This window comes from Pseudomonas sp. Tn43 (assembly GCF_014192635.1).
Taxonomy (GTDB): Bacteria; Pseudomonadota; Gammaproteobacteria; order Pseudomonadales; family Pseudomonadaceae; genus Aquipseudomonas.
This window is the reverse complement of sequence record NZ_JACHYG010000003.1, coordinates 543,295-567,135: the sequence shown is the minus strand read 5'-3', so window position 1 is coordinate 567,135 and position 23,841 is coordinate 543,295. Positions and strand designations below refer to the sequence as shown.

Genomic DNA, 23,841 nt, shown 5'->3' with positions numbered 1-23,841 from the left:
TTTAATGGATAAGACAAAGCAGACTGCGCCGTCCGCGGTGCCGCGCCATGTCGCGATCATCATGGATGGTAATAATCGCTGGGCGAAAAAACGCTTTATGCCCGGTGTCGCCGGGCATAAAGCGGGCGTGGATGCGGTGCGCGCGGTGATCGAGGTGTGTGCCGAGGCCGGGGTCGAAGTATTGACCCTGTTCGCGTTCTCCAGCGAGAACTGGCAGCGTCCAGCCGATGAAGTCAGTGCCTTGATGGATCTGTTCTTCAAGGCATTGCGTCGCGAGGCCAAGCGCCTCAACGACAACAACATCAGTTTGCGCATCATTGGCGATCGCTCGCGTTTTCACCCGGAGCTTCAGGCCGCCATGCGCGAAGCCGAGGCGATGACTGTCGGCGCCAATCGCTTTATCCTGCAGATCGCTGCCAATTACGGCGGTCAGTGGGATATCGCGCAAGCCGCGCAGCGTCTGGCCCGCGAAGTTCAGGCCGGGCATCTGCGTCCGGAAGACATTACCCCCGAGCTGTTGCAAACCTGCCTGGCGACCGGTGATCTGCCGTTGCCAGACTTGTGCATCCGAACCGGTGGCGAGCATCGCATCAGCAATTTCCTGCTGTGGCAGCTGGCTTACGCCGAGTTGTACTTCTCCGACCTGTTCTGGCCGGACTTCAAACACGACGCCATGCGCAATGCGCTAGCCGATTTCGCTTCTCGCCAGCGTCGCTTCGGTAAAACGAGCGAGCAGGTTGAGGCTGGAGCCCGGGTTTAATGCTTAAACAACGAATCATCACGGCACTGATTCTGCTGCCGATTGCCCTGGGCGGGTTTTTCCTGCTCGAAGGGTCCGGTTTTGCGCTGTTCATCGGGCTGGTGGTGACGCTTGGGGCATGGGAGTGGGCGCGGTTGGCGGGTTTCGCTGTCCAGTCGATTCGCCTGGCCTATGCCGCTGTGGTCGCGTTGATGCTGTTTTTCATGCACATCCTGCCGGGGCTCGCGCCTTGGGTATTGGGGGCTGCGGTGCTCTGGTGGGGCGTGGCCACCTACCTGGTATTGACCTTTCCACAGTCCAGTCAACATTGGGCCAGTGCTGCCTGCAAACTGGTGATCGGTTTGTTGATTCTGTTGCCGGCGTGGCAAGGCCTGGTGCTGATCAAGCAGCAGCCTTTGGGTAACTGGCTGATCATGGCGGTAATGGTGCTGGTGTGGGGGGCCGATATCGGTGCGTACTTTTCCGGTCGGGCCTTCGGCAAACGCAAGCTGGCGCCACAGGTCAGCCCTGGCAAGAGCTGGGAAGGTGTGTACGGCGGCTTGATCGTGAGTCTGGTGATTACCGCAGTCGTCGGCTTTGTGCGGGACTGGAGTTTCGCCCAGATGCTGATGGGGTTGTTCGGCGCCGCAATTATCGTGTTCATTTCGGTGGTGGGCGATCTCACCGAAAGCATGTTCAAGCGCCAGTCGGGGATCAAGGACAGCAGTAATCTGCTGCCCGGCCACGGTGGCGTGCTGGATCGCATCGATAGCCTGACGGCGGCGATTCCGGTATTCGCCGTGCTGCTGTGGATGGCCGCACCGTGAGCCGCCCACAACAGATTACCGTGCTGGGGGCGACCGGTTCGATTGGTCTGAGTACCCTCGACGTCATCGCCCGTCATCCCGAGCGTTATCAGGTTTTCGCCTTGAGTGGTTTCACGCGTTTGAGTGAGCTGCTGGCGCTGTGTGTGCGGCATGTGCCGCGCTTTGCCGTCGTGCCGGAATCTGGCGCTGCCCGACGCTTGCAGGACGATTTGCGCGCGGCCGGTCTGTCGACCCGGGTGCTGGTCGGGGAGGAGGGCTTGTGTCAGATCGCCTCCGATCCGCAGGTCGATGCGGTCATGGCGGCCATTGTCGGTGCGGCGGGCTTGCGTCCGACGCTGGCGGCGGTCGAAGCTGGCAAGAAGATTCTTCTGGCCAATAAAGAAGCGCTGGTGATGTCCGGTGCGCTGTTCATGCAGGCCGTGCGCAACAGCGGTTCAGTGCTGTTGCCGATCGACAGCGAACACAACGCGATTTTCCAGTGCATGCCACAGGATTTTGCTCGTGGGCTCGGCCCGGTCGGGGTGCGTCGCATTTTACTGACCGCTTCTGGCGGTCCGTTCCGGCAGACGCCCCTGGCCGAACTGGAGCATGTGTCCCCCGAGCAAGCGTGTGCCCATCCGAATTGGTCCATGGGGCGCAAGATTTCAGTGGATTCGGCCAGCATGATGAACAAAGGGCTCGAGCTGATCGAGGCCTGTTGGCTGTTCAATGCCACGCCGTCCCAGGTTGAAGTGGTTATTCACCCGCAGAGCGTGATTCATTCGCTGGTCGATTACGTCGATGGTTCGGTATTGGCGCAATTGGGTAATCCGGACATGCGTACGCCGATCGCCAATGCCCTGGCCTGGCCGGAACGAATCGACTCGGGTGTTGCGCCGCTGGACCTGTTTGCCATCGCTCGCCTGGATTTCCAGGCGCCCGATGAGGAACGTTTTCCGTGCCTGCGCCTTGCGCGTCAAGCCGCCGAAGCCGGCAATAGCGCGCCGGCCATGCTCAATGCCGCGAATGAAGTGGCGGTGGCGGCCTTTCTCGACGGGCGGGTTCGCTATCTGGAAATCGCGAGTATTATCGAGGAAGTGTTGAACCTCGAGCCTGTGGTTGCAGTGGATGATCTCGAGGCAGTGTTTACGGCTGATGCGAAAGCACGAGTACTGGCCGGGCAATGGTTGAGCCGTCACGGGCGATAAGTGCTGCAAAACGTTGCCCCATGCAGCACTGATAGGATTGCGGAGAAAGTACATGAGCGCGCTCTATATGATTGTCGGCACCCTGGTAGCGCTGGGTGTGCTGGTCACCTTCCACGAATTCGGCCATTTCTGGGTCGCGCGTCGCTGTGGGGTCAAAGTGCTGCGTTTCTCCGTGGGCTTTGGCACGCCGTTACTGCGCTGGCACGACAGCAAAGGCACTGAGTTCGTCATCGCCGCCATCCCGTTGGGTGGCTACGTGAAGATGCTCGACGAGCGCGAAGGCGAGGTCCCGGCCAACCAGGTCAATCAATCTTTCAATCGCAAATCTGTCCGTCAGCGCATCGCCATTGTCGCGGCCGGCCCGATCGCCAACTTTCTATTGGCATTGGTGTTTTTCTGGGCATTGGCAATGCTGGGCAGCGAGCAAGTGCGGCCAGTTATCGGCGCGGTCGAGTCTGGCAGTATTGCCTCCAGGGCAGGTTTGAGCCCGGGCCAGGAAATCATGGCCATCGATGGCGAGCCAACCTCTGGCTGGGCTGCGGTGAACCTGCAACTGATCCGTCGTCTGGGTGAGAGCGGTGCCGTTCAATTGATGGTCCGTGAACAGGGCTCCACGGTGGACTCGCCCCGTGAGCTGGTGCTGGACAAGTGGCTCAAGGGGGTTGAGGAACCAGATCCGATTCACTCGTTGGGCATTCGCCCTTGGCGTCCGGCGTTACCGCCCGTGCTGGCCGAATTTGATCCGAAAGGGCCGGCGAAGGCCGCCGGCCTGAAACCGGGTGACCGCTTGTTGGCCCTTGATGGCAAGGCGCTGGACGACTGGCAGCAGGTAGTCGACATCGTCCGTAAGCATCCGGATACCAAAATCATGCTGCGCGTGGAGCGTGATGGTGCTCAAATCGACGTCCCTGTGACGTTGGCCGCTCGTGGCGAGAGCAAGTCGCCCAGTGGTTATCTGGGGGCCGGGGTGAAAGCGGTCGATTGGCCGCCAGAGATGATTCGCGAAATCAGTTACGGTCCGGTGGCTGCGATTGGCGAAGGTGCCCGACGCACCTGGACCATGAGCGTATTGACGCTCGATTCGCTCAAGAAAATGTTGTTCGGTGAGCTCTCGGTAAAAAACTTGAGTGGACCGATAACCATTGCTAAAGTGGCGGGCGCTTCCGCCCAGTCGGGCGTCGCTGATTTCCTGAATTTCCTTGCTTATCTGAGTATTAGCCTGGGGGTTCTGAATTTGTTGCCCATTCCTGTACTGGATGGGGGGCATTTGTTGTTTTATCTGATCGAGTGGGCGCGTGGTCGCCCCTTGTCGGATCGGGTGCAAAGTTGGGGGATACAGATCGGTATCAGTTTGGTGGTCGGGGTGATGTTGCTTGCTCTGGTCAATGATCTGGGTCGACTGTAACGCTTCGCTTAATTGCGAATCTGCCGCATTTTGCGGCAGTTTTTATTGCCAGTTGGAATAAGAAAGGACTTCATGAAACGTCTGCTGCTAACTGCGGTTCTCACCGTATTGATGATCGCCGAAGTTCACGCCGAGTCCTTCACTATCTCTGATATTCGCGTCAATGGCCTACAGCGGGTCTCCGCGGGTAGCGTCTTTGGTGCCTTGCCGTTGAACGTCGGCGAACAGGCGGATGATCGTCGCCTGGTGGAATCCACTCGGGCGTTGTTCAAAACCGGGTTCTTTCAAGATATCCAGCTGGGGCGCGATGGCAACGTCCTCGTCATTACTGTAGTCGAGCGTCCGTCAGTCGCCAGTATCGAGATCGAAGGCAACAAGGCGATTTCCACTGAAGACCTGATGAAGGGTCTCAAGCAATCCGGTCTGGCCGAAGGCGAAATCTTCCAGCGCGCCACCCTTGAAGGTGTGCGTAACGAGCTGCAGCGTCAGTACGTCGCTCAAGGCCGCTACTCCGCGACCGTCGATACCGAGGTGGTGCCACAGCCGCGTAACCGCGTGGGCCTGAAAGTCAACATCAACGAAGGCACCGTTGCAGCTATCCAGCACATCAACGTGGTGGGTAACACGGTTTTCCCTGAAGAAGACCTCATCGACCTGTTCGAACTCAAGACCAGCAACTGGTTGTCGTTCTTCAAGAACGACGACAAGTACGCTCGTGAAAAACTCTCCGGTGACCTGGAGCGTCTGCGTTCCTACTACCTGGATCGCGGCTACATCAATATGGATATCGCCTCGACCCAGGTATCCATCACCCCGGACAAGAAACACGTCTACATCACCGTCAACGTCAACGAAGGCGAGAAGTACACCGTTCGTGACGTCAAGCTCAGCGGCGACCTGAAAGTACCTGAAGACCAGGTCAAGTCCCTGTTGCTGGTTCAGAAAGGCCAGGTGTTCTCGCGCAAGCTGATGACCACCACGTCCGAACTGATCACCCGTCGCCTGGGTAACGAGGGTTACACCTTCGCCAACGTCAACGGCGTGCCTCAGCCTCATGATGAAGATCATACGGTCGACATCACGTTTGCTGTCGATCCGGGCAAGCGTGCCTACGTGAACCGCATCAACTTCCGTGGCAACACCAAGTCCGAAGACGAAGTGCTGCGCCGTGAAATGCGTCAAATGGAAGGCGGTTGGGCTTCGACTTACCTGATCGATCAATCCAAGACGCGTCTGGAACGTCTGGGCTTCTTCAAGGAAGTCAACGTCGAAACGCCAGCCGTGCCCGGTGTCGATGACCAGGTTGATGTGAACTACAGCGTTGAAGAGCAGGCGTCCGGTTCGATTACCGCCAGCGTCGGTTTCGCCCAGAGTGCCGGTCTGATCCTCGGTGGTTCGATCACCCAGAACAACTTCCTCGGTACCGGTAACAAGGTCAGCGTCGGTTTGACCCGCAGCGAATACCAGAGCCGCTATAACTTCGGTTATGTCGATCCGTACTGGACTGCAGACGGCGTGAGCCTGGGTTACAACGCTTTCTACCGCACTACCGACTACGACGACCTCGATGTCGACGTGGCCAGCTATGCCGTAGACAGCCTGGGTGCTGGCGTGAGCGTCGGCTACCCGATCAGCGAAACTTCGCGTCTGACCTTTGGTCTGACGGCGCAGCAGGACGAGATCAAGACCGGCCAGTACACCGTTGACGAAATTTTTGACTTCGTTAACCGTGAGGGCGACAGCTACCTGAACTTCAAGGCTTCGGCCGGTTGGTCCGAGTCCACGTTGAACAAAGGTGTATTGGCGACCCGTGGCCATTCCCAGAGCCTGACTCTGGAAACCACCACCCCGGGTAGCGACCTGTCGTTCTTCAAGCTTGATTACCGCGGCCAGTTGTTCCAGCCCATTACTGAAAACTACACAGTGCGTCTTCACACCGAACTGGGTTATGGCGATGGCTACGGTTCGACCGATGGCTTGCCGTTCTATGAGAACTACTATGCTGGTGGTTTCAACTCGGTTCGTGGTTTCAAGGACAGTACACTTGGTCCACGCAGTACACCTAGCCGTGGTGAGGCTGTCACGGGTAACGCCGGTACGCTCGCCGACCCGGACCAGGATCCGCTGCCATTCGGTGGTAACGTCCTAATCCAGGGTGGTGTCGAAGTATTGTTCCCGCTGCCCTTCGTCAAGGATCAGCGTTCCCTGCGTACTTCGGTATTCTGGGACGTGGGTAACGTATTCGACTCCAATTGCGACAAAACGACCAACGCCAATGTCGGCTCGACCGCTCAAACCGAATGCAACGACATTAGCCTGAGCAACGTGGCCAGCTCCGTCGGTCTCGGCGTGACCTGGGTTACCGCGCTGGGTCCTTTGAGCTTCGCGTTGGCCATGCCGATCAAGAAACCGGATGACGCTGAGACTCAAGTGTTCCAATTCTCCCTCGGCCAGACGTTCTAAGCGTCTGACCCAAGATAACGACAATGGATTTTGTAGGAGTGCATCGTGCGTAAGTTGACTCAATTGGTTCTCCTGGCGACCGTACTGGTTGCAGGACCGGCTTTTGCCGACATGAAAATCGCCGTTCTGAATTATCAGATGGCCCTGCTGGAATCTGATGCGGCGAAAAAATACGCCGTGGACGCCGAGAAGAAGTTCGGCCCGCAACTGACCAAGCTCAAGAGCCTGGAAAGCAGCGCCAAGGGTATCCAGGACCGTCTGATGGCTGGTGGCGACAAGATGCAGCAAGGCGAGCGTGAACGTCTGGAACTCGAGTTCAAGCAAAAGGCCCGTGATTTCCAGTTCCAGTCCAAGGAGCTGAACGAAGCCAAGGCTGTTGCCGACCGTGAAATGCTGAAGCAGCTCAAGCCGAAACTGGACAGTGCTGTGGAAGAAGTCATCAAGAAAGGTGCTTTTGACCTGGTCTTCGAGCGTGGCGCAGTGATTGATGTCAAGCCTCAGTACGACATCACTCGCCAGGTTATCGAGCGCATGAATCAGCTGAAGTAACCCATGACAGCGACTATAAAGCTCGGCCAGTTGGCCGAGTTCCTCGGCGCCACCTTACGTGGCGACCCGAAGAAAGCAATTACTGGGCTAGCCACTTTGCAAGAGGCTGGCCCAGCTCAGTTGAGCTTTCTGGCAAATCCTCAATACCGCAAATACCTGGCTGACTGTCAGGCCGCCGCCGTATTGCTCAAGGCCGCTGATGCTGAAGCGTTTGCCGGTGATGCCTTGGTGGTGCCGGATCCTTACCTGGCCTACGCACGGGTTTCCCACCTGTTCGATCCCAAGCCCAAGGCGCCTGCCGGTATTCATCCGACAGCGGTGGTGGCGGCGGATGCAGTGGTCGATCCGGCGGCGAGCATCGGTGCTTTTGCGGTGATTGAAAGTGCCGCGCGTATTGGCGCGGGTGTGACCGTTGGGGCTCATTGCTTCATTGGTGCGCGCTGCGAACTCGGCGAAGGCGGCTGGTTGGCCCCACGTGTCACGCTGTATCACGACGTGCGCATCGGCAAACGGGTGGTGATTCAATCCGGTGCTGTGCTTGGTGGTGAAGGCTTCGGCTTTGCCAACGAGAAAGGCGTCTGGCAAAAAATCGCCCAGATTGGCGGTGTCTCGATCGGCGATGACGTAGAAATAGGCGTGAATACCGCTATTGATCGCGGAGCATTGGCCGATACCGTTATCGGTAATGGTGTGAAGCTCGACAACCAGATTCAGATCGCTCACAACGTCCAGGTCGGTGACCATACCGCCATGGCCGCCTGTGTGGGGATCTCCGGGAGCACGAAAATCGGCAAGCATTGCATGCTCGCCGGTGGCGTAGGGCTGGTGGGCCACATCGAGATTTGCGACAACGTTTTCCTGACCGGGATGACCATGGTGACCCACTCCATTACCGAGCCGGGTTCATATTCTTCCGGTACGGCGATGCAACCGGCAGCCGAATGGCGCAAAAGCGCGGCCCGTATCCGTCAGCTCGATGACATCGCGCGACGTTTGCGACAGCTGGAAAAGCGTGTAGGGGACGTGACCCCTGGCGGTAATGCTTCATCAGATGGCTGATACCATTTCCATATCAAGTGTGCACAGCCGTTAGACTGCCTCCTTGATTTGCTAGAGGAGTGCGCGTCAGTCGCGCGCTCCCAATCTTTACATAGGCTTCCCCCCGAAATGATGGACATCAACGAGATTCGCGAATACCTGCCTCACCGTTACCCGTTCCTGCTGGTGGACCGGGTTGTGGATCTGGATGTGGAAGGCAAGCGCATTCGCGCCTACAAGAATGTCAGCATCAACGAACCGTTCTTCAATGGTCACTTCCCTGCGCATCCAATCATGCCGGGCGTACTGATCATCGAAGCGATGGCTCAGGCTGCCGGGATCCTTGGTTTCAAAATGCTCGACGTGAAGCCTGCCGACGGCACGCTTTACTACTTCGTAGGCTCCGACAAACTGCGCTTCCGTCAGCCCGTGCTGCCGGGTGATCAATTGATCCTGGAAGCCAAGTTCCTGAGCTGCAAGCGTCAGATCTGGAAGTTCGAATGCCAGGCGTCGGTTGATGGCAAGCCAGTCTGCTCCGCTGAAATCATCTGCGCGGAACGCAAACTATGAGTTTGATTGACCCTCGCGCAATCATCGATCCGACGGCCATTCTGGCCGACGACGTCGAAGTCGGCCCTTGGTCGATCATCGGCGCAGGTGTGGAAATCGGCGAGGGGACAGTGATCGGGCCGCATGTGATTCTCAAGGGCCCGACCCGAATCGGTAAGCACAACCGCATCTACCAGTTTTCTTCGGTAGGCGAGGACACGCCCGATTTGAAGTACAAGGGCGAAGAAACCCGTCTGGTCATCGGCGATCACAACGTCATCCGTGAAGGCGTGACGATTCACCGCGGGACCATTCAGGACCGTTCGGAAACGACCCTGGGCGATCACAACCTGATCATGGCCTATGCCCACATCGGTCACGACAGCGTTATTGGCAACCACTGCATTCTGGTCAACAACACCGCGTTGGCCGGCCATGTGCACGTTGAAGACTGGGCGATCCTGTCCGGTTTTACCCTGGTTCACCAGTATTGCCATATTGGCGCCCACAGCTTTTCGGGCATGGGCACTGCCATTGGCAAGGACGTTCCAGCCTACGTAACGGTATTCGGCAACCCGGCCGAAGCCCGCAGCATGAACTTCGAAGGCCTGCGCCGTCGCGGTTTCAGCGAAGATGCGATCCACGCCCTGCGTCGTGCCTACAAGGTGGTTTACCGCCAGGGCCTGACGGTCGAGCAGGCGCTTGCCGAATTGGCCGAACCCTCGCTGCAGTTCCCGGAAGTCGCGGTGTTCCGTGACTCCATCCAGTCTTCGACCCGCGGCATCACCCGTTAACCATGGCCAATTTGCGTATTGCGCTGGTGGCGGGAGAGGCTTCCGGTGACATTCTGGGTGCGGGGCTCATGCGCGCGCTCAAGGCCCGGCATCCGGCAGTCGAATTCATCGGTGTCGGCGGCCCGCTGATGCTGGCTGAAGGCTTGGCGTCGTATTTCCCGATGGAGCGCCTTTCTGTCATGGGCTTGGTGGAAGTGCTGGGCCGTTTGCGCGAGCTGTTGGCACGTCGCAAGAAACTGGTCGCGGACCTGATCGCCCAGAAGCCGGACGTGTTCATCGGTATCGATGCTCCGGATTTCAACCTCAATATCGAACTCAAACTGCGTCAGGCCGGGATCAAGACCGTGCATTACGTCAGCCCGTCGGTCTGGGCCTGGCGGCAGAAGCGGGTGCTGAAGATTCGCGAAGGTTGCGACCTGATGCTGACGCTGTTCCCGTTCGAAGCTAAATTTTATGAAGAGAAGGGTGTGCCGGTGCGGTTTGTCGGCCATTCCTTGGCCGATGCGATTCCGCTTGAGGCTGATCGCGCCGCAGCGCGGGCCGAACTTGGCTTGCCGGAGGGGCCGCTGGTCGCCCTGATGCCGGGTAGCCGGGGTGGCGAGGTCGGTCGCCTGGGGGCGCTGTTCCTCGACACCGCCCAGCGCGTGCGCGCCATGCGCCCGGGCGTGCGGTTCGTCATGCCCTGCGCGAGCCCGGAGCGGCGGGCTCAGCTTGAAGAACTGCTGGCCGGTCGTGATTTGCCACTGACCTTGCTCGACGGCAAGTCCCATCTGGCCCTGGCTGCTTGCGACGCCGTGTTGATTGCTTCGGGCACCGCTACGCTGGAAGCATTGTTGTACAAGCGGCCCATGGTGGTCGCTTATCGTTTGGCACCGCTGACGTTCTGGATTCTCAAGCGGATGGTGAAGAGTCCCTACGTCTCGTTGCCGAATCTGCTGGCCCAGCGCCTGCTGGTGCCGGAATTGTTGCAGGACGATGCGACGGTAGAGGCCTTGGCCCAGACCCTGTCGCCACTGATCGAAGGTGGCCAGGAGCAGACCCGAGGCTTTGACGAAATCCACCGAACGCTGCGCTTGGATGCCTCCAATCAGGCTGCGGATGCGGTACTGAACCTGATTGGCAGAGCATAATGAGCAAAGCGAGTAAGCAGCTGGGCCTGGATTTTATGCTAGTCGATGAACTTGAAGATCTGGTGGCGGGTGTCGATGAAGTCGGTCGCGGCCCGCTGTGCGGTGCAGTGGTGACGGCGGCAGTGATCCTCGATCCGAGCCGCCCCATCCTCGGCCTCAACGATTCGAAGAAGCTCACCGAAGCCCGTCGCGAAGAGCTTTACGACGAAATCTGCGAAAAAGCCCTGAGCTGGTATGTCGCTCGCGCCGAAGTCGAAGAAATCGACGAGCTGAATATTCTTCACGCCACCATGCTGGCCATGCAGCGCGCGGTCGAAGGGCTGCACATCCAGCCGAAACTGGCGATGATCGACGGCAACCGTTGCCCGAAACTCTCGATGCGTGCGCAAGCGGTGATCCAGGGTGATGGCAAGGTACCGGCCATTGCTGCGGCATCGATTCTGGCCAAAGTCAGCCGTGATCGCGAAATGGCCGCGTTCGAATTGATTTATCCGGGGTATGGCATCGGCAGCCACAAAGGCTACGCAACAGCCGTTCATCTCGAGGCGCTGGTGCGCCTCGGTCCTACGCCCATCCACCGCCGTTCGTTCGCGCCAGTGCGTGAGGCTTACGAAGCGTTGGAAAACCTGATGGGCAGTTAGGCGCAGGCTGATGTTTTACTCAAGGCCCGGTACAATCCGGGCCTTGTTGTCTTTACGTTTCTAGTTTCTAGACAGGATCACTATGCCGGCTTCATTCGTTCATCTACGCCTGCACACTGAATATTCCCTGGTCGACGGTCTGGTGCGGATCAAACCGCTGGTCAAGACCCTGGTCGGCATGAACATGCCTGCCGTGGCGGTCACGGACCAGAACAACATGTGTTCCCTGGTCAAATTCTATAAAGCGGCCATGGGGGCGGGGATCAAGCCGATCTGCGGCGCCGACCTGTGGTTGTCGAACAAGGATCCGGACAACCCCTTGAGCCGGATCAGTCTGTTGGCGATGAATGCGGTGGGTTACCGCAACCTCACCGAGCTGATCTCCCGTGGCTTCATCGACGGCCAGCGCAATGGTTCGGTGATCATCGAGCGCGAGTGGGTGGCTGAAGCCAGCGAAGGCTTGATCATGCTGTCGGCGGCGAAAGAGGGCGAGATCGGTCTGGCCATGCTCAGCGGCAACCCGGATGAAGCCGAAACCCTGGCTCGCGAGTGGATGGCGGTGTTCCCGGATCGCTTCTATCTGGAAGTGCAGCGCACCAGTCGCCCCAATGATGAAGAGCAACTGCACGGCGCCGTGGCCCTGGCAACGAAAATCGGCGCGCCGCTGGTGGCGACCAACGATGTGCGTTTCATCAAGCAGGAAGACTTCGAAGCCCACGAAACCCGCGTTTGCATCGGTGAGGGCCGCGCCCTTGACGATCCGCGGCGTTCGAAGAATTACAGCGATCAGCAATATCTGAAAAGCGCCGAGGAAATGGCCGAGCTGTTCAGCGACCTGCCCGAGGCGTTGGAAAACACGGTCGAGATCGCGAAACGCTGCAACATCGAGGTGAAACTGGGCAAGCACTTCCTGCCCAACTTCCCGATTCCCGATGGCATGACCATCGACGAGTATTTCCGCAAGGTGTCCTTCGACGGTCTGGAAGAGCGCCTCAGCGTTCTGCTGCCCAAGGACACCACCGAAGACTACGAAGCCAAGCGTCAGGTTTATGTCGACCGGTTGAATTTCGAACTGGATATCATCATCCAGATGGGCTTCCCCGGTTACTTCCTGATCGTGATGGACTTTATCCAGTGGGCCAAGAACAACGGCGTGCCGGTGGGCCCCGGCCGTGGGTCGGGCGCCGGGTCGCTGGTGGCCTATGTGCAAAAGATCACCGACCTCGACCCGTTGGAATATGACCTGCTGTTTGAACGTTTCCTTAACCCGGAACGGGTTTCCATGCCCGACTTCGACGTCGACTTTTGCATGGACGGCCGTGATCGGGTGATCGATTACGTGGCCGAAAAATACGGCCGTAACGCGGTTAGCCAGATCATCACCTTCGGTTCCATGGCGGCAAAAGCGGTGGTCCGTGACGTGGCGCGGGTGCAGGGCAAGTCCTACGGCTTGGCGGATCGTCTGTCCAAGATGATTCCGTTCGAAGTCGGCATGACTCTGGAAAAAGCCTACGAGCAGGAAGAAATCCTGCGCGACTTCATCAAGGTCGATGAAGAGGCAGCGGAAATCTGGGAAATGGCGCGCAAGCTTGAAGGCGTTGTGCGTAACGTCGGCAAGCACGCCGGTGGTGTGGTGATCGCGCCAACCAAGCTGACCGACTTCTCGCCGATTTATTGCGACGAAGCGGGCGATGGCCTGGTAACCCAGTTCGACAAGGACGACGTCGAGGCGGCCGGCCTGGTGAAATTCGACTTCCTGGGGCTTCGGACCCTGACGGTCATCGACTGGGCGCTGAAAACCATCAACCGCGATCGCGCCAAGGCCAACGAGCCGCCGCTGGATATCGCGTTCATTCCGCTGGACGACAAACCGACCTATACGCTGTTGCAAAAAGCTGAGACCACCGCGGTGTTCCAGCTCGAGTCGCGCGGCATGAAAGAGCTGATCAAAAAGCTCAAGCCCGACTGCCTGGAAGACTTGATCGCACTGGTGGCCCTGTTCCGTCCGGGCCCGTTGCAATCAGGCATGGTTGACGACTTTATCAACCGTAAGCACGGTCGCGCGGAACTGGCGTACCCGCACTCGGATTACCAGTACGAAGGCCTCAAGCCAGTCCTGGCGCCGACTTACGGCATCATCCTGTATCAGGAACAGGTGATGCAGATTGCCCAGGTCATGGCTGGTTACACCCTTGGCGGTGCAGACATGCTGCGTCGCGCCATGGGTAAGAAAAAACCCGAAGAGATGGCCAAGCAACGTGGCGGTTTCATTGAAGGTTGCGCCACCAACAATATTGACGCCGACCTGGCCGGTAACATCTTTGACCTGGTAGAAAAGTTCGCCGGTTACGGCTTCAACAAATCCCACTCCGCCGCCTATGGTCTGGTGTCATACCAGACCGCGTGGCTGAAAACCCACTACCCGGCGCCGTTCATGGCCGCGGTGCTGTCGGCGGATATGCACAACACCGACAAGGTCGTGACCTTGATCGAAGAAATTCGCACCATGAAGCTGCGTCTCGACGCGCCGGATGTGAATACTTCGGAGTTCAAGTTCACGGTGAATGACGAAGGCCGCATTATTTATGGCCTCGGCGCAATCAAGGGTGTGGGCGAAGGGCCGGTGGAAGCGATCACCGAGGCGCGTCTGGATGGACCGTTCAAAGATCTGTTCGATTTCTGCGCCCGTGTCGATCTCAAACGGATCAACAAGCGCACCCTGGACGGTTTGATCCGCAGTGGCGCGCTGGATCGTCTGGGCCCGTATTTCCATGACGAACCCAAAGCCTATCAATCCGGCATCGACCGTAATCGCGCGGTGTTGTTGAACGCGATGGAAGGAGCGATCAAGGCTGCCGAACAAACCGCGCGCACCCACGACAGTGGCCACGCCGACCTGTTTGGCGGGCTGTTTGTCGAAGAAGACGCCGATGTCTACGCCAATCATCGCAAAGCCAAGGAACTGACCCTCAAGGAGCGCCTGAAAGGGGAGAAAGACACCCTGGGCCTGTACCTGACCGGCCATCCGATCGACGAATACGAAGGCGAGATCCGTCGCTTCGCCCGTCAACGCATCATCGACCTGAAGCCGGCTCGCGATACCCAGACGGTCGCGGGCATGATCATCGCCCTGCGTGTGATGAAGAACAAAAAGGGCGACAAGATGGGTTTCATTACCCTTGATGACCGCTCCGGGCGGATCGAAGCCTCGCTGTTCGCCGATGCCTTCCATTCCGCGCAGTCGCTGTTGCAGACCGACGCGATGGTGGTGGTCGAAGGTGAAGTCAGCAATGACGATTTCTCTGGTGGCCTGCGGCTGCGGGTCAAGCGCGTGATGAGCATGGAAGATGCCCGCACCAACCTGGCCGAAAGCCTGCGCCTGAAATTGCACACCAAGGATTTGAAGGGTGATCAGCTACGCTGGCTGGGTGAGCTGTTCAAGCGCCACCGCGGCGCGTGTCCGATCACCATGGAGTACACCAGTCCCGATGCGAAGGCCTTGTTGCAGTTCGGCGAGACCTGGCGAATCGACCCGGCGGATGCCTTGATTCAAGCCCTGCGTGACCAGTTCGGGCGAGACAACGTCTTCCTCCAATACCGTTGACGGCCAGGTGCCATTCCTTGCATTGGAACGCGCCTGACCCCGACCCGAATTTTTAATCTCGACCTGAACGCGCCTGTCCCTTAAGGTAAGGCGCGAATAGACAACCGGCCGGCCCAAGCTCTTTTGGAAGGTCGACCCAAGACGGACGCCTATGAACCCGAATTTTCTAGATTTCGAACAGCCGATCGCCGACCTGCAAGCCAAGATCGAAGAGTTGCGCTTGGTCGGTAATGACAATTCGCTGAATATCGGCGATGAGATTTCCCGCCTGCAGGACAAAAGCAGCACGCTGACCGAAGACATTTTCGGCAAGCTGACCAGCTGGCAGATCGCACGTCTGGCGCGTCACCCGAAACGTCCATATACCCTGGACTATATCGAACACATCTTCACTGAGTTCGATGAACTGCACGGCGACCGTCACTTCTCCGACGACGCTGCCATCGTGGGAGGGGTTGCCCGTCTGGATGATCAGCCGGTGATGATTATCGGTCACCAGAAAGGCCGCGAAGTGCGCGAGAAAGTTCGCCGTAACTTCGGTATGCCGCGTCCGGAAGGCTACCGCAAGGCGTGCCGTCTGATGGAAATGGCCGAGCGTTTCAAAATGCCGATCCTGACGTTCATCGACACACCGGGTGCTTACCCGGGCATCGACGCCGAAGAGCGCAACCAGAGCGAAGCGATCGCATGGAACCTGCGCGTCATGGCGCGTCTGAAAACCCCAATCATTGCCACCGTGATCGGTGAAGGTGGTTCCGGTGGTGCATTGGCGATCGGCGTCTGCGATCAGCTGAACATGCTGCAATACTCGACCTATGCGGTGATTTCGCCGGAAGGTTGCGCTTCGATTCTGTGGAAAACTTCCGAGAAGGCTCCGGATGCCGCTGAGGCCATGGGCATTACTGCCGAGCGTCTGAAGGGCCTGGGCATTGTCGATAAAGTGATTAGCGAACCATTGGGCGGCGCTCATCGCAATCCGGCTGCTGCGGCTGCCTCGATCCGCGCTGAGCTGAGCTCGCAACTGGCGATGTTGAAGAAGTTCGATAATGAGGCGCTGTTGGCCCGTCGTTACGAGCGTCTGATGAGCTACGGTCTCTGATCTGACGCAGATTCGGCTGACAATAGAAAAAACTGTGGGAGCGGGCTCGCCCGCGAAAGCGATGTAACATTCAACGAATTTGTTGGCTGTTCCGCCGCCTTCGCGGGCAAGCCCGCTCCCACATTTTATTTGTGCGAAGTGATAGATATGAGTCAGCCCCCGATTGATCTGTCTACCAGGCTCCTGCGCAATCTCACGCCTTGGCGCAACGCCACAACCTGGCGCATCGCCTTTTCCGGTGGTCTCGACTCCACCGTCCTGCTGCACCTTCTCGCCCATCTCGCAAAAACCCAATCCCTGCCGGCGTTGACCGCCATTCATGTTCACCACGGCCTGCAGGCTGCGGCTGATGCGTGGCCGGAGCATTGTCAGTCGATCTGTGATGCGTTGGGGGTGCCGCTGGAGGTTGTGCGGGTTCAGGTTGAACCCGGCGCCAGCCTTGAGCGCGCGGCGCGGGATGCGCGTTATGGCGCCTTCGTCGCGGCGACTCAGGTCGGTGAGGTGCTGCTCACTGGCCAGCACCGCGACGATCAGGCGGAAACCCTGTTGTTTCGGCTGATGCGTGGGGCAGGGGTGAGAGGGTTGGCGGGGATGCCGAGGGAGCGTCCTTTGGGGCGTGGGCATCTGCTGCGACCCCTGCTCGATGCCACTCGCGCGGAGCTTGAGGCCTACGCGACTGAGTACCAATTGAGCTGGATCGAGGATCCGTCGAACCAGGACTGCCAGTTCTCGCGCAATTATCTGCGTCATCAGGTGTTCCCCGTGCTGACCGCACGCTGGCCGCAAGCGATGGCGACCATGGCCCGCAGCGCTGCGCACCTGAGCGAAGCGCAGGGACTGCTCGACGAATTGGCGCAAATCGATCTGGCCCACGCCGGCACTGTCAGCGATTTCGATTGGCTGGGTTTGCCGTCGCTGGAGCTGGCACCGCTGGAAAAACTGTCTGATGCACGTCAGCGTAACGCGCTAAGCCATTGGCTCAAACCGCTGACGACTTTGCCGGACAGTGACCATTGGTCGGGTTGGGAGAATGTGCGCGATGCGACCGGCGATGCGCGTCCGGTCTGGCGGCTGGCGGGGGGGGAATTGCATCGCGCCGGTGGGCGTCTGTGGTGGTTGTCGGGTGGCTGGCTGCGCATTCCGCCATCCCCGGTGTCATGGGCTGAGCCCTCGGTATCGCTGGCGTTGCCGGATAATGGCGTACTCAAATTTACCGGTCAGATCCCCGCGGGCCCACTGCAAATTCGCTATCGTGAGGGAGGCGAGGTCATGAGCCTGCCCGGTCGCGGCCACCGTGACCTGAAGCGTTTGCTCAACGAAAGCGGTGTGCCAGGCTTCGCCCGTGGCAGATTGCCGCTGGTCTACAGCGGCCAGCAATTGCTGGCGGTGGCGAACCTGCGGGGGCTAAATGGCGGTGAGCAAGATGGCTGGCATTTGCATTGGCAGCCGCAAGTCGAAGATCAAGGTTTGAGCTGAAAGGGGCTTTCCGGTAGACTACGCTCCCTTCTTGATACAACTTCTGTGGATTCGCCTGAATCGCAGGAGTTGCCGATTACCAAGCAGTCTTTGCTGGGCGATTCCAAAAAATGTGTAGCGAGCAACCTACCGGTGTTTCATCTACCGGTCTGTCCCAACGCGGCGGTTTTTTTGAAAGGTGCACTGTAATTAATGCAGGTGATCGGGGGCTTCGGCCTTCCTTCGCTTTCCCCGGCGGCTCGGACCGCTTTAACGCAGACTTCTAGGGTTTTTCATGACGCGCTACATATTCGTCACGGGCGGTGTTGTTTCTTCATTGGGGAAAGGCATTGCCTCGGCTTCATTGGCGGCCATCCTGGAGGCGCGGGGACTTAAGGTCACCATGCTGAAGCTGGACCCGTACATCAACGTTGACCCGGGCACCATGAGCCCGTTCCAGCACGGTGAAGTGTTCGTCACCCACGACGGCGCCGAGACCGACCTGGACCTGGGCCACTACGAGCGGTTCATCCGCACGACCATGACCCAGAACAACAACTTCACCACCGGCCGTGTCTACGAGCACGTCCTGCGCAAAGAGCGCCGTGGTGATTACCTGGGCGCAACCATTCAGGTGATCCCGCACATCACCGACGAAATCAAGCGCCGGATCATCAAGGGCGCCGGCGATGCCGACGTGGCCATGGTCGAGATCGGTGGCACCGTGGGTGACATCGAATCGCAACCGTTCCTCGAAGCGATCCGTCAATTGCGTTTCGAAGTCGGCGCCAAGCGCGCGATGCTGATGCACCTGACGCTGGTGCCGTACATCGCCACTGCCGGCGAAACCAAAACCAAGCCAACCCAGCACTCGGTCAAGGAACTGCGTTCCATTGGCCTGCAGCCAGACGTGCTGGTGTGCCGTTCCGATCACCCGATCGACATTTCTTCGCGTCGCAAGATCGCGCAGTTCACCAACGTTGAAGAACGTGCGGTGATCGCGCTGGAAGACGCCGACACCATCTACAAGATCCCGGGCATTCTGCATTCCCAGGGCCTGGATGATTTCGTCGTCGAGCGTTTCGGCCTGCAATGCGACAGCGCCGATCTGTCCGAGTGGGAAGCGGTAGTTGATGCCAAGCTCAACCCGGAGCACGAAGTCACCATCGCCATGGTCGGCAAATACATGGAACTGCTGGACGCCTACAAGTCGCTGATCGAAGCGATGAGTCACGCGGGCATCAGCAACCGCACCAAGGTCAACCTGCGTTACATCGATTCCGAAGACATCGAAAACCAGGGCACCGCGCTGCTGGAAGGCGTCGACGCGATTCTGGTACCGGGCGGCTTTGGCCTGCGTGGCGTTGAAGGCAAGATCACTGCCGTTCAATTCGCTCGTGAAAACAAGGTCCCGTACCTGGGTATCTGCCTGGGCATGCAAGTGGCCGTTATCGAGTTCGCTCGTAACGTCATGGGCTGGAAAGACGCCAACTCCACCGAATTCGATCGCACCAGCGGTCACCCGGTCGTGGGCCTTATCACCGAGTGGGAAGATGCCACCGGCGCAGTCGAAACCCGTACCGAAAGCTCCGACCTGGGCGGCACCATGCGCCTCGGCGCTCAGGATTGCCTGCTTGAACCAGGTTCCCTGGTGCACGATTGCTATGCCAAGGACGTGATCGTCGAGCGTCACCGTCATCGCTACGAAGTGAACAACAACCTGCTGCCGCAAATCATCGAGGCTGGTCTGAAAATTTCCGGTCGTTCCGGTGATGGCGCATTGGTTGAAGTGGTCGAAGCGCCGGATCATCCATGGTTCGTCGCTTGCCAGTTCCACCCTGAGTTCACCTCGACGCCACGCGACGGTCACCCGTTGTTCAGCGGCTTCGTCAAAGCCGCTTTGGCCCAACACCAGAAGAAGGCGTAAACCAGATGGCACAGAAGATCATCCGCGTAGGCAACATCGAAATTGCCAACGACAAGCCAATGGTGCTGTTCGGTGGCATGAACGTGCTGGAAAGCCGCGACATGGCGATGCAGGTCTGCGAAGAGTACGTAAAGGTCACCGAAAAGCTCGGTATCCCTTATGTGTTCAAGGCCAGTTTCGACAAAGCGAACCGTTCTTCTGTGACCTCTTACCGTGGCCCCGGCCTGGAAGAGGGCATGCGGATTTTCCAGGACATCAAGCAAGCCTTCGGCGTGCCGGTCATCACCGACGTCCACGAGCCTGATCAGGCCGCGGTTGTCGCTGAAGTCTGTGACATCATCCAGTTGCCGGCCTTCCTGTCGCGCCAGACCGACCTCGTGGTCGCGATGGCCAAGACCGGCGCGGTGATCAACATCAAGAAAGCCCAGTTCCTTGCGCCTCAGGAAATGAAACACATCCTGAACAAATGCGTAGAAGCCGGTAACGATCAGTTGATCCTCTGCGAACGCGGTTCGAGTTTCGGCTACAACAACCTGGTCGTCGACATGCTTGGCTTCGGCATCATGAAGCAGTTCGAATACCCGGTATTCTTCGACGTGACCCACGCGCTGCAAATGCCAGGTGGTCGCTCCGATTCAGCCGGCGGTCGTCGCGCCCAGGTCACCGACCTGGCCAAGGCCGGCATTAGCCAGTCGCTGGCCGGTCTGTTCCTGGAAGCGCACCCGGACCCGGACAATGCCAAATGTGACGGCCCTTGCGCCTTGCGTCTGGACAAACTGGAGCCCTTTCTGACCCAGCTCAAGGCACTGGACGAATTGGTTAAAAGTTTTCCGACAGTAGAAACCGCGTAAACCCCGATTCTCCGGTAAAGTACTGCACGGTTTAACGCTCAGGCCCTCGGGCTTGAGCCTTGTCGTCTGCAAGCCTGCCCCCTGTCTGTCACTTGCCGACGATCAAAGATTTCCTTCAGCTGCGTCGTTTTCGTCAACTTTGGAGTGTTCACAACAATGGCAAAAATCGTCGACATCAAAGGTCGTGAAGTTCTCGACTCCCGTGGCAATCCCACTGTGGAAGCCGATGTGCTTCTCGATAACGGCATCATCGGCAGCGCTTGCGCGCCATCCGGTGCTTCCACTGGCTCGCGTGAAGCACTCGAGCTGCGTGATGGCGACAAGAGCCGTTACCTGGGCAAAGGCGTTCTGAAAGCCGTCGCCAACATCAACGGTCCGATCCGTGACCTGTTGCTGGGTACCGACCCAAGCGACCAGAAAGCGCTGGATCACGCGATGATCAAGCTGGACGGCACCGAAAACAAAGCGACTCTGGGCGCCAATGCGATCCTCGCCGTTTCCCTGGCTGCGGCCAAGGCAGCAGCACAGGACCAGGACCTGCCGCTGTACGCTCACATCGCCAACCTGAACGGCACCCCGGGTGTTTACTCGATGCCGGTTCCGATGATGAACATCATCAACGGTGGCGAGCACGCCGATAACAACGTCGACATCCAGGAATTCATGGTTCAGCCAGTTGGCGCCAAGTCTTTCTCGGAAGGTCTGCGCATGGGCACCGAGATTTTCCATCACCTCAAAGCCGTTCTGAAGGCTCGCGGCCTGAGCACTGCCGTCGGTGACGAAGGTGGTTTCGCACCGAACCTGGCTTCCAACGAAGACGCTTTGAAAGTGATCTCCGAAGCAGTAGCCAACGCCGGTTACAAGCTGGGCACCGACGTGACCCTGGCCCTGGACTGCGCAGCCAGCGAATTCTACGAAGATGGCAAGTACAACCTGTCCGGCGAAGGCCAGGTGTTCACCGCTGAAGGTTTCGCCGATTACCTGAAAGGCCTGACCGAGCGTTATCCGATCATCTCCATCGAAGACGGTCTGGACGAATCCGACTGGGCTGGCTGGAAAATCCTCACCGACAAGATCGGCGAGAAGACTCAGCTGGTAGGCGACGACCTGTTCGTGACCAACACCAGGATCCTGAAAGAAGGCATCGATAAAAAGATCGCCAACTCGATCCTGATCAAGTTCAACCAGATCGGCACCCTGACCGAAACCCTGGAAGCGATCCAGATGGCCAAGGCCGCTGGTTACACCGCCGTCATCTCGCACCGCTCCGGCGAAACCGAAGATTCGACCATTGCCGACCTGGCGGTGGGCACTGCGGCTGGCCAGATCAAAACCGGTTCGCTGTGCCGTTCCGACCGCGTCTCCAAGTACAACCAACTGCTGCGTATCGAAGAGCAGTTGAATGGCAAAGCCAAGTACAACGGTCGTAGCGAATTCCGCGGCTGAGTAAAGTGCCCGGACTCGCCAATACTCATTCTTTTTGACGGTGTCAAAAGGCTGCGTATCAGCGAGGCGGGGCATGAGATAGTAAAAAGACACCGGATTGTGTCGGAAAAATCGCAGCAGCGACGGATTTGCCACTAATCTGATGCCTTAAGAGCACAAGCCTGGTTTTTCCAGGCTTCGTGCTATCAGAAGCTTCAAAGTTATGGCATGGCTGTCTTTTTTCACTGGATACCTGATATTCGATGCGCAGTCCCAATTGGTTGTTTCTCGTCTTGCTCTTGCTGCTGGCCGGCCTGCAGTACCGCCTGTGGGTGGGTAATGGCAGCCTGGCGCAAGTGGCTGAGCTGAAGCAGCAGATTGCGGATCAACACGCCGAGAACGAGGCATTGCTGGAGCGCAATCGGGTGATGGATGCCGAAGTCAGCGAACTGAAAAAGGGCATGGAGACCGTTGAAGAACGGGCTCGTCATGAGTTGGGCATGGTCAAGGACGGTGAAACCCTTTACCAGTTGGCCCAATGATTAATTCGCTACCGGCCTTCTGGGCCGTGATTCCCGCCGCGGGCGTTGGTGCCCGTATGGTCGCGGACCGTCCCAAGCAATATTTGCAACTGGGCGGGCGCACTATTCTCGAACACAGCCTCGGCTGTTTTCTCGATCATCCTGCCCTGAAAGGGTTGGTGGTCAGTCTTGCAACCGACGATCCTTACTGGCCGAACCTGGCGTGTGCTGCCGATCCGCGTATTCAACGGGTTGAGGGCGGCGCCGAGCGTTCCGGATCGGTGCTCAATGCCTTGCTGCATCTGCACGCCCAAGGCGCTGACGATGAGGATTGGGTGTTGGTTCACGATGCCGCGCGACCGAATCTGGCGCGTGATGATCTCGATAAATTGCTCAGTGAGCTGGCTGACGATCCGGTAGGCGGTCTATTGGCGGTGCCTGCTCGCGATACCCTCAAACGGGTCGACAAGCATGGACGCGTACTGGAAACGGTCGATCGTAGCGTGATCTGGCAGGCCTATACGCCGCAGATGTTTCGTCTGGGTGCATTGCATCGGGCATTGGCGGACAGTCTGGTGGCGGACGTTGTTATCACCGATGAAGCTTCGGCCATGGAGTGGTCAGGCCAGGCGCCGCGCTTGATTGAAGGGCGATCCGATAACATCAAAGTCACTCGTCCCGAAGACCTTGAGTGGTTGCGCCAGCGTTGGGCTAACCGCCGCTAAAAGATCGATACTCCGGCCGTTCGGCCAACCCTTCCTTCAAATAATCCACCAACTTGCGCACTTTGGGCGACAGATGCCGTTGCTGTGGATAAAGCGCCCACACGGCTGTGTTCGGCGGCTGATGGGCTTCCAGCAACGAGATCAGTCCACCGTTTTTCAGGTATTCCAGGACGTAATAATCCGGCAGCTGACATAACCCGACTCCTTGTAATGCGGCATCCAGCACTGCCTGCCCACTGTTACAGCGCCAGTTTCCCTGCACTCGCTGGGAAAATTCCCGCCCGTTCTGTTCCAGTTGCCAGATGTCCGAGCTGCCGATGAGGCAGTTATGGCGACTCAGTTCCGACAAACTGTGTGGGCGACCGTACCTTTCCAGGTAGGACGGTGAGGCGCACAGGTACATGCGCCGTGGTGCCAGACGTGTGGCGACCAGTCTTGAGTCTTGCAGGCGGCCGAGGCGGATGGCCAGGTCCAGCCCTTCATGCACCAGATCGAGCGGACGGTTGCTCAGCTCGATGTCGACGCGCAGTTGTGGATACAGCCCCATGAAGCGAGTCACCAGTGGCACGATGAAGCGTTCGCCGTAGGCCACGGCACAGGTCATGCGCAGCATGCCCTTGGGTTCGCTGGTCAGGTCGCCGACAGCCCGCAAGGCTTCTTCGCGACCGTCCTGCAAACGCTGGCAATGTTGCAAAAAGGTTTGCCCGGCTTCGGTCAGTGTGACCCGACGGGTGCTGCGATAAAGCAAGCGGGTCTGCAGGCGCTCTTCCAGGCGTACGATTTGGCGACTGATATGTGAGGAAGACACCCCAAGGCGTTCGGCCGCGGCAGTGAATTGGCTGCACTCGGCGACAGCAACGAACTCATCGATGCCTTCCCAGCGGTTTTCGGACATCAGGATTATCCCTGTAC

The 23,841-nt window shown here is 58.5% G+C and carries 20 protein-coding genes; 19 read left to right on the top strand and 1 reads right to left on the bottom strand.

The features are described 5' to 3' along the window. The first annotated feature begins 4 nt into the window (after positions 1-4). From uppS to ispD, 19 genes are all read left to right on the top strand, one after another. A complete protein-coding gene (gene uppS, locus FHW68_RS11215; protein ID WP_095631671.1) occupies positions 5-760 on the top strand; it encodes a polyprenyl diphosphate synthase in 756 nt (251 codons plus the stop codon). Next, positions 760-1,566: a phosphatidate cytidylyltransferase gene (locus FHW68_RS11210; protein ID WP_095631670.1), complete on the top strand. Its 807-nt coding sequence runs from the start codon at positions 760-762 to the stop codon at positions 1,564-1,566. Before uppS ends, FHW68_RS11210 begins: the two co-directional genes overlap by 1 nt. Then, complete coding sequence (gene ispC, locus FHW68_RS11205) at positions 1,563-2,753, top strand: 1-deoxy-D-xylulose-5-phosphate reductoisomerase (RefSeq protein ID WP_095631669.1); 1,191 nt, start codon at positions 1,563-1,565, stop codon at positions 2,751-2,753. Before FHW68_RS11210 ends, ispC begins: the two co-directional genes overlap by 4 nt. Before the next feature lie 52 nt (positions 2,754-2,805). Continuing rightward, complete coding sequence (gene rseP / locus FHW68_RS11200) at positions 2,806-4,158, top strand: sigma E protease regulator RseP (protein ID WP_095631668.1); 1,353 nt, start codon at positions 2,806-2,808, stop codon at positions 4,156-4,158. Between the two features lie 72 nt (positions 4,159-4,230). Then, positions 4,231-6,621, top strand: coding sequence for an outer membrane protein assembly factor BamA (bamA, locus tag FHW68_RS11195; protein WP_095631667.1), 2,391 nt, complete (start codon positions 4,231-4,233; stop codon positions 6,619-6,621). Positions 6,622-6,666: 45 nt separating this feature from the next. Beyond that, a complete protein-coding gene (locus tag FHW68_RS11190; RefSeq protein WP_007907155.1) occupies positions 6,667-7,170 on the top strand; it encodes an OmpH family outer membrane protein in 504 nt (167 codons plus the stop codon). 3 nt (positions 7,171-7,173) lie between these two features. Further along, a complete protein-coding gene (gene lpxD / locus FHW68_RS11185; RefSeq protein WP_095631666.1) occupies positions 7,174-8,229 on the top strand; it encodes a UDP-3-O-(3-hydroxymyristoyl)glucosamine N-acyltransferase in 1,056 nt (351 codons plus the stop codon). A 108-nt stretch (positions 8,230-8,337) separates the two neighbouring features. Next, on the top strand, positions 8,338-8,778 hold the full coding sequence (gene fabZ / locus FHW68_RS11180) for a 3-hydroxyacyl-ACP dehydratase FabZ (RefSeq protein ID WP_007907157.1): 441 nt from the start codon (positions 8,338-8,340) through the stop codon (positions 8,776-8,778). Then, the gene (gene lpxA / locus FHW68_RS11175; RefSeq protein ID WP_008010226.1) at positions 8,775-9,551 is read left to right on the top strand and encodes an acyl-ACP--UDP-N-acetylglucosamine O-acyltransferase; all 777 of its coding nucleotides are present in this window, start codon (positions 8,775-8,777) and stop codon (positions 9,549-9,551) included. Before fabZ ends, lpxA begins: the two co-directional genes overlap by 4 nt. 2 nt (positions 9,552-9,553) lie before the next feature. Beyond that, entirely contained in the window at positions 9,554-10,681 is a 1,128-nt protein-coding gene (gene lpxB, locus FHW68_RS11170) for a lipid-A-disaccharide synthase (RefSeq protein WP_095631665.1), read from the top strand. Next, on the top strand, positions 10,681-11,322 hold the full coding sequence (rnhB, locus tag FHW68_RS11165) for a ribonuclease HII (RefSeq protein WP_095631664.1): 642 nt from the start codon (positions 10,681-10,683) through the stop codon (positions 11,320-11,322). The genes lpxB and rnhB overlap by 1 nt, the downstream gene beginning before the upstream one ends. Before the next feature lie 82 nt (positions 11,323-11,404). Beyond that, complete coding sequence (gene dnaE / locus FHW68_RS11160) at positions 11,405-14,926, top strand: DNA polymerase III subunit alpha (RefSeq protein WP_095631663.1); 3,522 nt, start codon at positions 11,405-11,407, stop codon at positions 14,924-14,926. Positions 14,927-15,077: 151 nt separating this feature from the next. Further along, positions 15,078-16,025 (top strand): acetyl-CoA carboxylase carboxyltransferase subunit alpha, encoded by a 948-nt coding sequence (locus FHW68_RS11155; RefSeq protein ID WP_095631662.1) that lies wholly within the window; start codon positions 15,078-15,080, stop codon positions 16,023-16,025. Positions 16,026-16,172: 147 nt separating this feature from the next. After that, a complete protein-coding gene (gene tilS / locus FHW68_RS11150; RefSeq protein WP_183680410.1) occupies positions 16,173-17,501 on the top strand; it encodes a tRNA lysidine(34) synthetase TilS in 1,329 nt (442 codons plus the stop codon). 274 nt (positions 17,502-17,775) lie between these two features. Beyond that, entirely contained in the window at positions 17,776-19,407 is a 1,632-nt protein-coding gene (locus tag FHW68_RS11145) for a CTP synthase (RefSeq protein ID WP_095631660.1), read from the top strand. Positions 19,408-19,412: 5 nt separating this feature from the next. Further along, a complete protein-coding gene (gene kdsA / locus FHW68_RS11140) occupies positions 19,413-20,258 on the top strand; it encodes a 3-deoxy-8-phosphooctulonate synthase (RefSeq protein WP_183680408.1) in 846 nt (281 codons plus the stop codon). Between the two features lie 156 nt (positions 20,259-20,414). Beyond that, complete coding sequence (gene eno, locus FHW68_RS11135) at positions 20,415-21,704, top strand: phosphopyruvate hydratase (protein ID WP_095631658.1); 1,290 nt, start codon at positions 20,415-20,417, stop codon at positions 21,702-21,704. A gap of 242 nt (positions 21,705-21,946) precedes the next feature. Further along, positions 21,947-22,225 (top strand): cell division protein FtsB, encoded by a 279-nt coding sequence (gene ftsB / locus FHW68_RS11130; protein ID WP_007907178.1) that lies wholly within the window; start codon positions 21,947-21,949, stop codon positions 22,223-22,225. Further along, positions 22,222-22,929 (top strand): 2-C-methyl-D-erythritol 4-phosphate cytidylyltransferase, encoded by a 708-nt coding sequence (gene ispD / locus FHW68_RS11125; RefSeq protein WP_095631657.1) that lies wholly within the window; start codon positions 22,222-22,224, stop codon positions 22,927-22,929. The genes ftsB and ispD overlap by 4 nt, the downstream gene beginning before the upstream one ends. On the opposite strand, the gene FHW68_RS11120 is transcribed toward ispD, so the two are convergent. Continuing rightward, on the bottom strand, positions 22,916-23,824 hold the full coding sequence (locus tag FHW68_RS11120) for a LysR substrate-binding domain-containing protein (RefSeq protein WP_095631656.1): 909 nt from the start codon (positions 23,822-23,824) through the stop codon (positions 22,916-22,918). The two genes, ispD and FHW68_RS11120, sit on opposite strands and share 14 nt — an antisense overlap. Positions 23,825-23,841 lie beyond the last annotated feature (17 nt).